At 73.3% G+C, this 15743-nt stretch carries 7 protein-coding genes and 1 pseudogene; 1 reads left to right on the plus strand and 7 read right to left on the minus strand.

What is annotated here, in order from left to right; genetic code table 11:
• Window positions 1–866, minus strand: a pseudogene (locus ACWGL3_RS24590) (hypothetical protein); the annotation flags it as partial.
• A 649-nt stretch (window positions 867–1515) separates the two neighbouring features.
• Between ACWGL3_RS24590 and ACWGL3_RS24595 the strand changes: the two are divergent.
• Window positions 1516–2727 (plus strand): phosphatidylserine decarboxylase, encoded by a 1212-nt coding sequence (locus ACWGL3_RS24595; RefSeq protein ID WP_452461833.1) that lies wholly within the window; start codon window positions 1516–1518, stop codon window positions 2725–2727.
• A 101-nt stretch (window positions 2728–2828) separates the two neighbouring features.
• On the opposite strand, the gene ACWGL3_RS24600 is transcribed toward ACWGL3_RS24595, so the two are convergent.
• From ACWGL3_RS24600 to ACWGL3_RS24625, 6 genes are all read right to left on the minus strand, one after another.
• Window positions 2829–4004, minus strand: coding sequence for an AAA family ATPase (locus tag ACWGL3_RS24600; protein ID WP_452461834.1), 1176 nt, complete (start codon window positions 4002–4004; stop codon window positions 2829–2831).
• Window positions 3988–4773 carry an RNA ligase family protein gene (locus ACWGL3_RS24605; RefSeq protein WP_267949399.1) on the minus strand — a complete coding sequence of 262 codons (786 nt, stop codon included), beginning with the start codon at window positions 4771–4773 and terminating at the stop codon, window positions 3988–3990. The genes ACWGL3_RS24600 and ACWGL3_RS24605 overlap by 17 nt, the downstream gene beginning before the upstream one ends.
• An 82-nt stretch (window positions 4774–4855) precedes the next feature.
• Window positions 4856–5104 carry a hypothetical protein gene (locus tag ACWGL3_RS24610; RefSeq protein WP_267949400.1) on the minus strand — a complete coding sequence of 83 codons (249 nt, stop codon included), beginning with the start codon at window positions 5102–5104 and terminating at the stop codon, window positions 4856–4858.
• A gap of 75 nt (window positions 5105–5179) precedes the next feature.
• Window positions 5180–5677, minus strand: a complete 498-nt coding sequence (locus tag ACWGL3_RS24615) for a hypothetical protein (protein ID WP_267949401.1) — start codon at window positions 5675–5677, stop codon at window positions 5180–5182.
• Between the two features lie 59 nt (window positions 5678–5736).
• Window positions 5737–6111, minus strand: coding sequence for a hypothetical protein (locus ACWGL3_RS24620; RefSeq protein WP_267949402.1), 375 nt, complete (start codon window positions 6109–6111; stop codon window positions 5737–5739).
• Between the two features lie 13 nt (window positions 6112–6124).
• Window positions 6125–15721 carry an ADP-ribosyltransferase gene (locus ACWGL3_RS24625; RefSeq protein WP_452461835.1) on the minus strand — a complete coding sequence of 3199 codons (9597 nt, stop codon included), beginning with the start codon at window positions 15719–15721 and terminating at the stop codon, window positions 6125–6127.
• Between the last annotated feature and the right edge of the window lie 22 nt (window positions 15722–15743).

Raw genomic sequence — 15743 nt, forward strand, 5'->3', positions numbered from 1 at the left:
GGGACGAGGACCCCGGCCAGCTGGGCGGGCGTACGGGGCTCACCGTGCGAGAACAGGTCCGCGAGCAGTAGGAACGCCGTCATCCCGGGCCCGCCGACCATGGTGAGCAGGGCGTCCGACCAGGCGTCGGCGAGGGCGCCCGGGACCTCCTCCGCGAGCGCCCGGGCGGCCCGCCCGGGCAGGACGCGCGTGTACGTCGTGCGCAGCAGGCCGCAGTGGCGGGCGACGGCGAACAGCGACCGCACCTCGGCGGGCGTCCGGCCCAGCGCGGCGGCGGCCCCGGCGGTGTCGGACCGGGTGAGATCGTCGTCCCCGTCCGAACGGAGGTCCCTGCCGCCGCCCACCCAGGCGGCGAGGCGGACGGCGTCGGACAGCGGGCGGCACAGGCGCGCGGCCGCGTCCAGCTCCTCCGGGCGCCCGGGCACGACCGGGCACGGCGGCCCGGAACTCCCGCCCTCCCCCACGCCGAACCGGTCCAGGAGCGGCAGCACGTCCTGGTCCGCGTCCGCCCCGTCCGCCGGATCACGGGCGCCGGAGGACCCGCCCGGGGAGAGGTCGACCGAGGCGATGGCCCGGCGGAGCCTGCGGGGGCTCTCCGCGGACAGCAGATCCCCCTTCTCCACCAGGAAGTCGCACCACGTCAGCCAGGTGTCCCTGAGGCCGACGGGCGTCCGGTCCCAGTGCCGGACGGTGCGGGCGATGTCGTGCACGTCGGCGGTGGACCAGTCGCCGGGGTCGGGCGCACCGGCCTCCAGGTGCGCGGTCAGGAGGAAGAGCAGGGTGTCGGGGTCCAGGACGGGGCGGGGGTCGACGCCCCCGGCCCACTCCAGACACGCGCGCACGGCGGAGTAGATGCGATCAGTCATTGCCCTATCACCCGGAGTGGTGTGAGTCGCCGAAAGGGCCTCAGGCTAACCGTGCCGGGCGTCGTGGCGCGGGAGAACGCCGAAATCGCCCACGGGCCGGGGCGGATGCGGCGGAACGGCGCGCGGGACGCGGTCGGGCCCGCCCCGGGGTCGGGTGCGTGTGCGCCCGAGCGGTGCGCTGCGCGGCCCCGCACGCGGCTCCGCGGCCCCTCCCGGCAGGGGTCGGCTCCGGGGCGCGTCGACCGGCGCAGCCGCCCTGTTTTCTTTGTCGGCAATTCACGCGGAGTTCTGTTTCGGGGGCATTTTGCCCACAAGGTCCTGATGCGGCCGCAGGGCGGGCTCCTCCGGAAGTCCGGGTGTCGTTCTGTCGGGAGAGAGTCGCTTTTTCCCCATTGGGACCCCTGCGGGAGTGGTGTGTTTATTGCGCGCAAAGGGGCTGGGTAAGAGGCGGTTGGGCGTCCCGGAGTGCGGGGATATCTCGATTCCGAGTGCCGCGAACCCTCCCGGGCCGATTGGCGGAAGAATCGAACACCTCTCCGTGTGTTCGGGTTGCTTCCCCGGTCGGGAGGTGTAATTCGCGCAGTCGTCCCATCCGACCTCCGGTCGTGCGAGATGCACGAATCAGACAATTGGCTGTATGGGAGGAAAAATGAAAGAATACCGCATCGAGACCATCGACGACTTCACCGACCTGCTCCAGCGCTGGTATGTGGCGGATCACGAGGGTTTCGCCACCATGTTCGACGCGGCGGTCAAGAACGTGAAGCCGATCCCGGAGGGGACCGGGCCCGAGGTTCGGCACGACTGGCGAAACAGTACGATCGACGACCTGTGCGACTTCTTTCGCGCCTGGGACAAATGGGAGCCGGGGGTCGACAGCGGGCTCGTCTTCATCGAGAAGTTCAGCTGGCTCAACTACGAGAACGACTACGGGATGGTCTTCGTCACCTCCGGTCCCGGATGTGAGATGACCGCCCTATTCACCGAGTTCCAAGGGCGTTACATGGACTCCGAGAAATCGCTCGGGCTCGTGGAGAAGTGGAAGAGGCAGCTCGGGCCGAGGATGGACGACTATGTCGTGCCGCCTGGTGGATTCAAGAACTTCAACGACTTCTTCGTCCGGAGGGTGAAGGACGGAAAACGCCCGATCGACGCACCCGCGGACGGCACCGTCGTGGTCGCCCCCGCCGACTGCGTCATCAACATGATCGTGAACGAGCTGACCGAGGAGACGCGCATCCCGGTCAAGACGGTCACCATGAACGTCAGGGAGCTGCTCGACGGCTCCGCGTACGCGGGCAGGTTCGTCGGGGGCACCGCGGTGTCCTGCATCCTGATGCCCGACGGCTACCACCGGTACCACTCCCCGGTCGCGGGACAGGTCGTGGAGTCCAACTCCGGGATCGGCGGCGTCTACTACGGCATGCGCGACCTCCCCGGACTGCTCAACGACGGGAACGTGGGCTACGGCCACGACTACAGCATGTTCGAGAGGTTCCGGCGGGGCTACCTCGTCATCGACACGGGGGACGCGGCGCGCGGACACGTCGGGATGGTGCCCGTCGGCCTCAACTCGATCGCCTCCGTCGAGTTCCGTCCCGAACTCTCCCGCGTCAGGCCGGAGAACCCGGTCGCGATCGCCAAGGGGGAGGAGGTCGGATGCTTCAAGTACGGCGGTTCGCTGAACATCCTCCTGTTCGAGAAGGGCTGCTTCCCCGCGCTCCAGCTGCTCCAGGGCCAGCGCATCGGGCTCATGGAGGACCCGGGGAAGCCGCGCTCCCTCTTCACCGGACCTGCCGCACGCCGTCCGGGGGCGCTCCGCCCCGACTCCCCCGCGAACGGACGCCGGACCGTCCCCTGACCGCGGGGAGGCGGCCCCGACCGGCCCCCACGCCTCCGCGGGCCGGCCCCTCCCGGCCCGCTGCCGGGCCGGGACCGGCCACTGCGTGCGCGGCGCCCCGGCTACCCGCCGGAGGCGACGAGGGTGAGGCGGTGCGCCTCGGTGGGGTCGGGGCACTCCCAGCGGCGGACCAGCCTTTCGACCGCGGCGGCCGGGACGGGGGACTCCCTGCGGTCCAGGCGCGCCCGCAGCACCCCCGGCGGGGCCTCCACGGACACGATCTCCACACGGGCCCGGTAGTCGGCGGCCAGGCCGACGCACTGGTCGCGCAGCTGGCGGGAGACGTTGGTGGCGTTCCACACGAACGGGCGCCCCGCGCGCAGGTGCTCGCGGGCCCGCTCGTGGGCGGCGACGGCCACCGGCCGCTGGTCGGCGGTCGGGCGCACGCCCAGTTCGGTGCGCAGCGCGTCCAGGCTCACGACCGGTGTGTCCGGGAGGTGGCGCGCGATCCAGGTGTCCTTGCCCGCCCCGGGCAGCCCCGACATGACGGTCACCGACGACCGGGTGTCGTCGTGGGCCGCGTAGTCCGGATCGCGGTCGGGCTTGCGGAAGAACCAGAACCGCGCGTGGTCGGAGGGGAACTCGCGCGGCAGGTCCAGGCAGCGCTGCTCGGCGCAGTACTCGCCGTACAGGCCGATGCTGTCCAGGACCTCGGCGGTGTCGCCGCAGTGCCGGCCGAGGATGTCCGCCGTGGCCAGCAGCACCAGGTCGTCGTTGCGTGCGAGCAGGCTCACCCGGAAGGCGATGTGGCGCAGGTCGGGGCGTTCGAGCGCCCAGAACGGCACCTGGTGGTGGCGGACCAGAGCCGCCACGTGCTCGCGCCACCGGGCCGCGGCGAGGCTGTCGGCCTCCGTGGCCCGGCCCGTCCGGGACGAACCGTCCGGGCCCGCCTCCCACAGCAGGCGGCGCACCATCAGGTCGCCGCGCCGCGAGTGCCCGTGCGCGGTCACCCGGCCGTCCCCGTCCCGGCGCGTGCAGTAGGGCTTGGCGACGTCGTGGAGCAGGACCGCGGCGAACAGCCGCACCCTCTCCGGCGCGGGCCTGGCCCGCCAGCCGGGCAGCCCGGACAGGGCCTCGCAGGCCATCCGGGTGTGCACCTCCACGTCGCCCTCGGCGTGGTGCACCGGGTCCTGTTCCACCCCCGCCAGGTCGCGCACCCACGGGAACGCCTCCCTGACCCGGTCCCAGTCCAGCTCCCAGTACGGGGGAGCGGGGCACAGCTCAGCGAAGACCCGCATGGAGCACCTCCGGTTCGGCGAGGCCGTTCGCGATCACCGGCCGGTCCAGCCAGTGCGAGCCCGAGTCCAGGACGGCGGCCGTGAACCCGGGGCGCACCCACTTGTACCGGTCGACCGTGCGGCCGCCCTCCTCTACCTTGACGTACAGGCCCTCCATCAGGTCGGAGCCGTCCCCCTCCGCCAGCGCCCGCTCCGGGTCGGCGCCGCCCGCCACCGCCGCCCGGGCCAGGGCCTCGCGCCAGCCGGCCGTCCGGCAGGTGGAGGCCCCCACCAGGGAGACCAGGTCCTCCAGGCGGTCCAGGGGGCCGGAGTGCAGCACGGGCACCGACACCACGGGGGTCCCCTCCAGGAGCTCCCTGCGGCGCGGGGTGGACAGGAACGCGTCCTCCCGGGTGTCCAGCACGTCGAACTCGCAGAAGTAGTGGGGGAGGGCGTCGTAGAAGACGGTGTGCCTGGCGTACATCCACTCGCCGTAGAGCACGTACCTCTCGCCGAGCCGCGGCCGCAGCAGGTGGGCGACGGCGGCGGCCCACGCCTTGAACGGGGCGAACTGCCGCTCGCGGGGCCCGCCCGTCAGGTAGTGGCCGCGGCTCTGCAGCAGGAGCGCGCCCCCGGGGCCGAAGCTGATGCCGGCGTTGGCGCCGTCGAGCTTCTCCTCCACGACCAGGTGCCGGCCGGCCAGCTCCCCGAAGGGCACGGCGGCCAGGTCGTGGTCGCCCGCCTGGAGGCGGGAGCCGCGGATGTGCCGGGTTCGGGGGTACTTGCGCATGGGTGCGGTTCTACACGCCGGCGCCGCCGCGCCGCCACCCGTTTTCCCAGGCATCGGCCGCGGCGCGCCACGGGGCCGGGGCTCAGGCCAGGTGACGGCGCGAGCCCGGGGAGGCGGCGTCGGCCGCGGCGTGCCCCTCGACCCAGCCGTCCTCGCTGTAGGGGCCCGCACCGGCCGCGGACAGGGCCGGCAACCCGGCCGGATCCGGGCCCCGCACCAGTTCGACGACCAGCGGCGCCACCATGGACAGCGCGCCCAGCAGGTGCGAGACCACCGACACCACGCGCCGGTCGAGCCGGTCGACGAGCAGTCCGGAGAAGATCCCGGTCACGCCGGACGCGGCCGTGCCGACCGGCGCCGCACCGGGCCACGAGAAGCGGAGTGCGGATGTCGTCGATCCGGTGCCTCAGCCGCGGGCGAGAGCGCGCAGTTCCTCCAGGCTCGGGGCACGGGACTCGGGGGCGTCGGCGTCCACCCTTCCACCATGGGGGTCGTCGACCCTCCCGGCGCAGGACCGGAGCGCCTCCAGCGCGGTCAGCCCCTCACCGCGCAGGCGCACGTGTTCCATCGTCCACCAGCCGCGGGCGGCGTTGCCCGCCGTGTCGGGCGGCAGGAGGGGCTGGAAGTCACTGGCCTCCTCGGTCTCGGAGGCCCACAGGTACCCGATGAGGCGATCGTCCCGGTGCACGGGAAGGTACAGCACGGGGCCCGCGGTGGTCGGGACGTAGGAGCGGCCGACCAGCACCGGGGCCAGCGCCTCGTCGCTCCACCGGTCGAACGCCCCCTGCCCCGTGCCCGGCGCACGGGCCGGATCCCCGGCGCCGTCGGCCTCGCGGGACGGATCGGGCTCCGCCCCGCCCCGGTCCGTTCGGTACCCGTCCTCGGGTGAGTGCCCACCGTCCATGCCGTCCCCACTTCCTCTCGTCTCCAGCTGTCACTGCGGTACCGGGTGTCCTGCCCGGATCAGGGGGGAGGGATCCCGTCCAGGCGGTCGGCGTGCTCGGGCACGCTCCCCGGCGGGACCGCCCCGGCACGGTCGTCCTGAGGGGCCCCGGTCCAGCGTGCCAGCGCGCCGAGGGCGTCCAGCCCCTGGGCCCGGGCCAGGATCAGGCGGCGCACCCAGGCGCCCTTGGCGTTCAGCCCCGCCGGACCGGGCACGGGCAGGAACCCCGCGGCGGCCCCGTCCCGCGAAGCCCAGAGGCGGCCCAGCGCACTCCCGTCCTCCCGCAGCACCGGCACGTGCAGCACCGGCCCGTCGGTGTCGGCGGCGAACCGGGGCTCGGCGCCCGCGAACTCGGGGCGGAACTCGTCCCGCGCGGCCTGCTCCTCGTCGGTCATCCCTCCTCCTTCGTCACGGTCGCGGGGTGAACGGGAGCACGGTGACCCGCAGGACCCACTGCCCGGTGTCGGGGTCCTGGAGCGCGTCGTCGATCCTGAAGCGCGTTCCGCGCGGCAGGAGCAGCTCCCTCTCCGACCGTTGCACGCTGTCCTCGCCGATCCACAGGGCGGGGTGCCCCGCGGGCACGGCCAGGTGGAACTGGTAGGCGGCGGTCCGGTTCACGGTCTCGACCCCCAGCGACCCCGAGAGGAACCCCCGTTCGAGGAACTCCGTGCCGATCAGGTCCGTGGGGTCGTGGAAGGGCCGCCCCGGCGGGGCCATGAAGCCCACGCTGAACACCGAGCGCCGGACCTCGACCGTTTCCGGGATCGGATCCATCGCCCGGTCGAGCCGCTCCATCCCCTCGCGCAGGAGGTCCCAGGTCTTCTCGGCGTTCTCCTGGGTCGGCGTGTGCCCGTCGAACCACTTCTCGACCCATGAACCGAAGAACCGATGCTTGCTGAGCAGCATGACCTGGGACTCGGGGCTGGCCCGCCGGGAGAAGTCGTTGTAGAACTGCGCGTTCTTCGTGTAGGCCCGTGCGGAGTCCTGCTGCTCCGGGGTCAGGGACGCGAACCGGCCGCCGAGGACGAGCTTCCCGTATCCCGCGCCGTCGCCGTCGGTGGCGAACCGGCGCACGCCGTCGGGGTCGACCCGCCCGGGGCGGTCGTCGGGCAGGTCCGGCCCGGCGGCCTGCGTCCCGTTCTCCGGGGGAGCGGTGGAGTCCTCCGCGGTGGTCTCCGGGTGGACCGCGGCGGCCGCGGCTTCGGCGCCGGCGGCGGTGTCCAGCCCCAGGAGCGCGGCCAGGAAGGCTTCGGCGCCACTGCTGAGTCCCGCTTCTTCGGGGCCGGTCACGGTGGTGTCCGTTTCGGTCAGCACGGTGAACACCTTGACGTCCGAGGCGTCCTCGACCCGCTGCTCCGGTGACGGAACGGTCTCCGGCCACGGCGGGACCACCACCTCGGCTTCGATGTAGAAGCCCGGCAGCTGGAACGATCCGCCCCATCCCGCGCGGGTGATCCGGTAGGTGGTGCCCCGGGCGAGGACGACCTCGCGCTCCTCCGGGTAGTCGCTCCTCTCACCGATCCACAGGCCGCGGCTGCCCGCGGGCACGGTCAGGTGGATGACGTGCCCGGATTCGGCCTGGTGGTGTTCGGCCAGCTTGTTGCCCAGGGACATGGACATGAAACCGGGCTCGGTCTGGACGGTGCCCACCAGGGAGTAGGGGTCCAGGTCCCGGAACCCGTCGAGGAACGAGACCTCGGACAGGCCGCGGACCATCTCGACCGTCTCGGGCAGGGGGCGGTCGACGGCCCGGTCGAGGCGCTCCAGGAACGCCGCCACATCGGCCGCTGCGGGGAACACGTTCCCGTTGGACCGCGCCACGACACCGGCTCCACCCGCGTGCCCGTACCAGCCCGCCAGTTCCGCCTCCGGGTTCGGCGCGTCGAGGATGTACCTGACGAAACCCGCGGTGTGTTCGGGCACCCGGTCCTGCGCCAGGAGTTCCCGAAGGCGCTCGACGGTGGGCCAGGACAGGTCGTTCAGCTCGTACAGGCTCCAGCCGCGGGCCGCCATCGGGTCCGTGGTGGTCTGGAGGCGGGTCTCATTCCGCACCTCGTCCAGGCTGTCCTGGATCTGTTCGGCCGAGAGGTTGGCGCGGACGATCACGTTGAGCCATCCGTCCGCCGTGTACCCGCGCACGTCGTCGCGCTGCCGGTCGTGGAGGGTGTCGAAGGCGTGCGGGTTGTTCGCCGGGTCGTGGAGCCAGCGGCCGTAGGCGTCGGCCTCCTCCACGGAGCGGAACCGCCGCACGCCTTGGTCGTCGACGTACCCCCTGCCGTCGTCGGCGGGACCGGTGCCGACCGGGAGGCCGGTGGCGGTGGCGGTGGCGGAGGCGTCCGCGGAGGCGTCCGCGGAGGCCGCGTGTCCCGTCTCCCCGGCGGGAGCGGCCGTGTCCTGCCCGGCCTCACCGACAGTCGCGGGAGGGGCTTTCTCCACGGCCGGCGGTCGGGCTCCGGACGCGGTGCCGTCCTGTTCCGGCAGGACGGCCTCGGCGGACAGCAGCAGGCCGTGAGCGGTCGTCTCCGCGCCGGTGACGCGATAGGACATTCCCCGGGGCAGGACGATCTCGTGGTTCGACGGCCGCGGGCCCTCCGCACCCAGCCAGAGCCCGTGCGCGCCCTCGGGCAGGGTCAGCCGGACGGTCACCGCGGCGTGCCCCAGGCCCACCGGTTCCGGGTTCACGGAGACCGTGGTGTACCCCGGGCTGCTCTGGACCGTGCCCACCAGGCCGGAGGGGGTCCTCTCGTCGTACCCCTCGGGGAACCGGAGGTCGCGGGTGTGGTTCAGGACCCACGTCGTCTCGACCGCCTCCGGGAGCGGGCGCCCCACCGCTGCGTCGTAGGTTGCGAGCAGGTCCCACGCACCCGCGGCGGAGGGGTAGGTCCCCCCGTTGGCCGCGGCCAGCGCCCCGGCCATACCGCTCCTGCGGTACAGACCGGCCAGCCGTTCCTCGGGGCGCTCCAGCGTGAGGACCGTCCGTAGGAAGCGCGTTGTCGGGGTTTCCCCCTCGGCGGCGTCCACGATCTCCCGCAGCCGCTCCAGGGTGGGCCAGGTGAGGCCGTTGGCCTCGTAGACCTCCCAGCCGCTGCTGCCGTGGGGGTCCACGACCGAGGGCCGCTCGGTACGGCTCATCGAGCGCAACCGGTCGAGTTGCGTCCGCAGGTCGCCCGTGGGCACCAGTGCCAGGTCCGCGAGCCACGGGGTGTCCGAGAACGCCGTGGCGACGCGGCGTTCCTCCGCGGGGAGGGTGTCCAGCCCCGGCATGCCGCGTTCCGCGCGCGCGGCCCGGTGCGCGTACCAGTCGGCCTCCGCGGGCGTCCGGAACCTCCGGACACCGGACGCGTCCACCCGTCCGTCCGAGAGCGGGTCCGCGAAGGCCTCCGGGAGCAGGACCACCTCCGCGGAGAGCACGGTCACGATCCCGCCCGTGTTCATGTCGAACGTGTCCCGGACACCGGTGATCCGGTAGGTGGAACCGCGGGCGAGGGTGAGTTCGCGCTGTTCGGGGTCGTGGCTGCGGGAGCCGATCCAGAGGCCGTGCGCCTCCTGGGGGACGTTGAGCCGCAGGAGGTAGCGGAAGGGGGCGGCGTCGGTCTTGAAGGCCCGGTCGCCCAGGGTGGTGGACATGTACCCGGGCTCGGTGTGGACCGTGCCCTCGAGGTCGTCGGCGTCGTACCTGCCGGCCGCGCGCAGCAGGTGGTCGATGGAGTGCATGCCCCGGGAGACGACCAGGCCTTCGGGCAGGGGGCGGCCGGTGGCGTCGTCGAGGAGGCGGAAGAGTTCCAGGACGCGGTCCACGTCGGGATAGGTCCCGCCGTTGTGGCGGGCGATGACCCCGGCGTACCCGGCGTTGTGGAACCAGTGGCGCAGCTCCGCGGCGGGGTCCCGGGCGGTGAGGACGTAGTCGACGAGGCCGACGGTACGCGGAGGAAGGCCGTCCGGGTTCTCCCGGATCTCGCGCAGCCGGTCGAGGGTGGGCCAGGTGAGTCCGTTGGCCTCGTACAGGTCCCAGCCGTGGGCGGTCGCCACGGTCGCCGCCTGCCCGGCTTCCTGTTGGGCCTTGGCCCGTATCAGTGCCAGCTGGCTCGCCACACCGGTCGGGGACAGGGGCCGGATACGTGCCAGCCGGGTGATCCAGGCGGATCTGGTGTAGGCGTCGACCATCCCGCGCTGGTCGGGGGTGAGGGTGTCGAAGGCGTGGGGGTTGTTGGCCGGGTCGTGGAGCCACCGGTCGTAGGCGTCCAGTTCCTCCAGGGCGCGGAAGCGCCGGTACCCGTCGTCGCCGACCTGGCCGCGGCCGTCACCCGCCGGAAGGCGCGACTCCTCGTCGACGAGCGTGGAGGTCTCCGAGTCGCCGTCCCCGACCTCCGCGGACGGTTCTCGCGCCGACATGTCCGCGGGGACCGGCTCGGCGTCGATCTCCATTCCGTCGTCGGTGATCCGGACGTCGGTGACGCGGTAGCCGAAGTCCCGGGGCAGGACCAGCGCGTGCGGGTCGCCCGTCGCGCCCCGGCCACCGATCCACAGGCCCCGGGCGTCTTCGGGGAGGACCATGCGGACGACCGCCACGGTGTCGCGCGGTGAGGTGGTGAAGGGCGAGTCGCCCAGGGAGGCGGTGGTGTACCCCCGCTCGCGCTGGTCCCTGCCCACTATGGCGGACAGGTCGTCCCAGTCGTATCCGTCGAGTCCGGGCAGGTCCCGGTCGACATCCAGCACGAAGGACACCGCGACCGGGCCGGGCAGGGGCCGGTCCACGGCCGTGTCCATGTCCCGGATGAGCTCCAGGGCCCTGTCCCCGGTGGGGTAGACACCGCCGTTGGCCCGGGCGACCTCTCCCGCGTCGTCCGCGTTCTCGTACCAGTGGTCCAGCCGCAGCCGCGGATCGGAGGAACCGAAGATGTCCGCCGCGACCGCCCCGAACCCCGGGGAGCGGCCTCCCTCGGCGTACAGTTCGCGCACCCGGCCGAGTGAGGGCCACGACAGGCCGTTCGCCTCGTAGAGCGCCCACCCGTTGGGGGTGTCGGGGTCGGCGGCGTTCCCCAGGCTGATCCTGCTCCAGTAGTCGAGCCTGCCCTGGATGGCCGCCGGGTCGGAGGTTCCGAGCCGGGCGAGATTGCTGAGCCACGGGAACGCGGTGTGCGCGCCGATGAGGGCGCGCAGCTCCGGCGGGAGAGCGCCGTAGGTGTGCGGTTCACCGTCTCGGTCCTCCATCCGCTCCGCGTAGGCGTCCAACTCCTCCCGGGTGCGGAACCCGCGGACCTCTCCGCCGCTCTTCTCAGGGGCCGCGGCCGCGGTACCGCCGTCGTCCGTGCGATCGGGCAGAGCCCGGTCGGTGTGCACGGCCGAGGCCGTCGGCGCGTCGTCGTCGGAGTCGTAGCGGTCGAGGAGGGGCCGGTCGTCGTCGGAGTCGTCGCGGTCCAGGGGCGGCCGGTCGTCGTACGCGTCGTCCTCGGCGCTCTCGTGCCCGGAGTCCTCCAGTCCCAGGAGCGCGGCCAGTCCGGCCTCCTCCTCCGCGCCGAGGCCGGGTTCGTCGGGGCCCGTGACGGTGGCGTCCGTGTCGGTCGCCACGGTGAACACGTGCAGGTCCGCGGATCCCTCGACCTGCGGCGGGGCCGGGTCGGTAACCGGCCGCGGCGGCACGACCACCTCGGCCTCGATGTACAGACCCTCCAGCCCGTGGAAGCCTCCCCAGCCCGCCCGGGTGATCCGGTAGGTCGTACCCGGAGGGAGGATCAGCTCGCGCTCTCCGGGGTACCTGCTCTCCGAACCGATCCACATGCCCCGGGAGCCGCGGGGGAGGACCAGGTGCACCGCGTGCGCGTAATTGGCCGTGACCCCGGCGAGCTCGTTCCCCAGCGACGTGGACAGGAACCCGCGCTCGGTGTGGACGGTCCCCACGAGGGAGTAGGGGTCCTTGCCGTCGAAGCCTTCGAGGTGGTCCAGCTCCTCCAGACCGCGGATCACCTCGATCCCCTCGGGCAGGGGCCTGTCGATGGCCTCCGTCAGGGTCCGGAGGTGCTCGAGCGCGAGTTCCGGGGTCGGGAACACGTCGCCGCTCGACCTGGCGATCTCCCCGGCCTCACCGGCGTGCACGTACCAGTGGTCGAGTTCCTGCTGCGGGTCCTGTGCGTCCAGGATGTACCGGACGAAGCCCTCGGCCCTCTCCGGAACGCGCCCCTGGGCCAGGAGTTCCCGCAGCCGGTCCAGGGTCGGCCACGCGAGGCCGTTCATCTCGTACAGTTCCCAGCCGCGCGAGCCCATGGGGTTGGTCTCGAACGCCGCGACGGTGTCCTGGCGCATCAGGTCCAGCGTGATCCCCACCTGGTCCGCGCTCATGGAATTGCGGGCCACGGTGTTGAGCCAGCCCTCGATCGTGTAGCCGACGATCCGGTTCCGGTGCGCAGGGTCCAGGGCGTTGAAGGCGTGCGGGTTGTTGGCCGGGTCGTGGAGCCATAGGTCGTAGGCGTCGAGTTCCTCCTCGGTGCGGAACCTCCGGATCCCGGTCCCGTCGACGTACCCCCGTCCGTCGCCGGGCACGTTCCCGGTGCGGAGCGTGTCCGGCCCGGCGGCGGCGGCGTCGTCGTTCGTCCCGTCGACCGAGGCCCCGGCCGAGACGGGCGGCGCACTCACCGCCGCGGGCGCGGCGGTGTCGTCCGCCGGCACGTGCACCCGCGCGGTGATCACGGGTCGGCCGCCGGACGTGTCCACGGAGTCGATCCGGAACCCGGTCCCCGGCGGGAGGATGATCTCCTGGTTCTGGGGGCGGGGGCCCGCGCCGCCCAGCCAGAGGCCGTGGGCCCCCGACGGCAGGACGAGACGGACGACCGCGGCAGCCCCTTCGCCCGGGGCGGCCGACCGCGGGTTGAGCGCGACCGCGGTGTATCCCCGGGTGACCTGCTCGGTCCCGACCAGCGCGGAGGGGGCGTGCGGGTCGAATCCGTGCCACTGCTCCCGCACCGCCGTGGCGTCCGGGTACCAGGTGCTCTCGACCGTGTCGGGCAGCGGACGGCGGACGGCGTCCTCGTAGGAGGCCAGCATGTCCAGCAGCCTCTCGGGCGAGGGGTAGGCGCCCCCGTTCGCGCGGGCCAGGACCCCGGCGGCCCCGGCGGCGTTGTACAGCCCGCCCAGCCTGCGGGCCGCCTCCTGGGGACCGTGCCTGAGGAGGTCGGTGATGAATCGCGCCCGTGCGGGGTTGCTCACCCGCTCCGCGGGCAGGAGCTGGAGCAGCCGCTCGGGGGAGGGCCAGGTGAGGCCGTTCGCCTCGTACAGCTCCCACCCGAGGACCCGCTGCCGCTCCGCGGGGGTGGAGGCCTGGGTGACACGACTCGCCGCGCGTAGGGAGTCCAGCAGTTCCCGGGCGCCCTCCGGGCCCGCCGGGGTGAGGTCGACCCCGGGCGCGAGCGCGCTGAGGGCGCGGACGAGGTCGTGCCGTGCCCGGGGGAGCGCGGTGACGGCGTGCGGGTTGTGCGCCGGGTCGTGGAGGCGGTGGCCGTACCAGTGGGCCTCCTCCGCGTTCCAGAACCTGCGGACGCCGTCCTCACCCGTGCTCCCCTCCGAGAAGAGGTCGGGCACCGCCCGCGGCAGGGGGACCACGGTCGCGGTGACCACGGTCTGCGGTCCGCCGGATTCGGGGTCGATCCTGTCCTGGACACCGGTGATGCGGTACGTGGTGCCGCGGCCGAGGGTGAGCTCCATCTGCTCCGGGTCGTGGCTGCGTGTACCGATCCAGAGGCCACGGCTCCCCTGGGGCACGTCCAGGCGCAGCAGGAAGGGGAATCCGTCCACGTCCGTCTTGAACGGGGAGTCGCCCAGGGTGGTGGACATGTAGCCGGGCTCGGTGTGGACGGTGCCCACCAGCCTGCGGGGGTCCGTGCCCCCGGTCGTGCGCAGGAGGTGGTCGATCGACTGCATGCCGCGGGACACGGCCATGCCCTCGGGCAGCGGGCGGTCGACCGCGCCGTCCAGGAGGCGGAACAGCCGCCTGGTCTCGGCGGCGTCGGGGTAGACGCCCCCGTTGAGCCGGGCGATGACCCCCGCGTATCCGGCGTTGTGGAACCAGTGGTCGAGTTCGGCACGGGGGTCGGGGGCGTCGAGGACGTACCGGATGAGCCCCCGGGTCCGCGGGGGCAACGGCTGCGGGGAGGCCGCGATCTGGCGCAGCCGTTCCACGGACGGCCAGGACAGCCCGTTGGCCTCGTACAGGTCCCAGCCGTGGGCCGTCTGCGCCGTGTCGGGGTCGGCCGCCTCGGACCGGGACTGCGCGCGCCACTCCATCAGCTGTCGCGTGACGGTCTGGGGCAGGAAGGGCCGGATGCGGGCGACACGGGTGATCCAGGCCGACCTGGTGTAGGTGTCGACCATCCCGCGCTGGTCGGGGGTGAGGGTGTCGAAGGCGTGGGGGTTGTTCGCCGGGTCCTGGAGCCACCGGTCCTGCCCGTCGGCCTCCTCGGGGGAGTCGAAGCGGCGGATGCCGTCCTCGTCGAGGGTCCCCCTGCCGTAGGTGTCCGCGTCCGAGGCGTCCGATTCCGAGCCGGCGTCGGTCTCGTCGTCTCCGTGGCCCTCGTCGTCGTGGACCGCGGCGGACTCCGCCGGGGGCGCGGCCACCGGTCGCGGTTCCGCGGGCAGGGCCACGGCGGTGATCTCCACGATCCCGTCCGACTCCGTGACGTCGGTGACGCGGTAGCCGGTGCCGCGGGGGAGAAGGAGCGTGTACGGATCGGAGGTGCCCGCCCTGTCGCCGATCCACAGGCCGCGCCCGCCCTCCGGCACGCTCAGGCGGACCAGGACCGTACCGTCGCCGTCGTCTCCCGTGGCCGGTGAGCGGTCCAGGGAGGTGCGCAGGTACCCAGCCTCCCGCTGCTCGGTGCCCACCAGCGAGGAGGGGTCGCCCTCGACGTACCCGCCGAGCCCGTGGAGGCCTTCGTCCCCGCTCAGCGCGAAGGTCACCTCCACGGGGCCGGGAAGCGGGCGGTCGGTCGCGGCGTCCAGGGTGCGCAGGGTGTCCAGGACCCGGTCGGCCGTCGGGTAGGCGCCGCCGGCGGCCTTGGCCAGGGCTCCGGCCTCGTCCGCGTTGTCGTACCAGTGGCGCAGCCGTCGGCCGGGGTCGGGCGCCTTGAAGATGTCGTCGACGAGCCGGTTGAAGGTGTGGGTGTTCCCGCCGTCGGAGTGGAGCTCCCGGATATCGGTGAGCGTCGGCCACCGGTTCCCGTTCTTCTCGTAGAGCGGCCAGCCGTTGAGGTCGTCACCGCTGGCGTTGTCGCCCGCGTCGTACGTCAGATCCTCCAGCTTGTTCTGGACGGAGGCGGTGTCCAGCGAGGGGATCCAGGTGAGGGACGAGAGCCAGCCTGTGGCCGCCTGCGCCACGACGGCCTCGCGCTGGTCCCGGGGCAGCGCGTCGAAGGTGTGCGGGTTGGTGCCCGGGTCGTCGAGCTCCGCGGCGCGGGCGGCCGGGTCCTCCAGCCCGAGGAGGCCGGCCATCCCGTCTCCCCGATCGCGCGTCCACCCGGGCCCGTCAACCTCGGCCGGGTCCTGGTCCGTCGTCTCCATCAGGAACACGGTGATCTCGTCGTCCGTTTTCGACTCGGGCGCCGATCGGGCCGGAACCGGCTGCGGGGACGGTCCGCCCCCCGGGGCGGATGACTCCTCACCGGTCACCGGTCCGCTCCGGACGGGCGGGGGCTGCTCGTTGAGTGCGCTGCGGAACGTTTCCAGGAGCGGGGCGGCCTCGGGACGCTCCCCCGGCTCCGGCTCCGCCCGGTCGCTCAGGGACGCGACGCTCTCGGGACGGTGCGGCGGCGCCGGCGGTGCGTCGGGCGTATCCGGGAACGAGTCCCGGGCCTCTCCGGCGTCGGACTCGCCGCGGGTCGCGACGCTCTCCGCGGCCTCGGCGGACGGCTGGTCCGCGGATCCGAGCGCCTCCGCCGGGCCCGACAACTCCCCGGACTGTTCTTGCGGGGCCGGTGCGTCTCCGTCGCCGTCCACCAGCGCCGTGTTGACGGTCTTCACGGTGTCCGGTGCGTCGTAGGGG

It is taken from the genome of Nocardiopsis sp. NPDC055824, assembly GCF_053616335.1.

Bases quoted from the DNA above. Each gene is read 5' to 3' on its own strand.
- ACWGL3_RS24615 (WP_267949401.1), bottom strand. From the start codon at position 5,677: ATGGACGGTGGGCACTCACCCGAGGACGGGTACCGAACGGACCGGGGC.
- ACWGL3_RS24600 (WP_452461834.1), bottom strand. From the start codon at position 4,004: ATGCGGGTCTTCGCTGAGCTGTGCCCCGCTCCCCCGTACTGGGAGCTG.
- ACWGL3_RS24620 (WP_267949402.1), bottom strand. From the start codon at position 6,111: ATGACCGACGAGGAGCAGGCCGCGCGGGACGAGTTCCGCCCCGAGTTC.
- ACWGL3_RS24605 (WP_267949399.1), bottom strand. From the start codon at position 4,773: ATGCGCAAGTACCCCCGAACCCGGCACATCCGCGGCTCCCGCCTCCAG.
- ACWGL3_RS24595 (WP_452461833.1), top strand. From the start codon at position 1,516: ATGAAAGAATACCGCATCGAGACCATCGACGACTTCACCGACCTGCTC.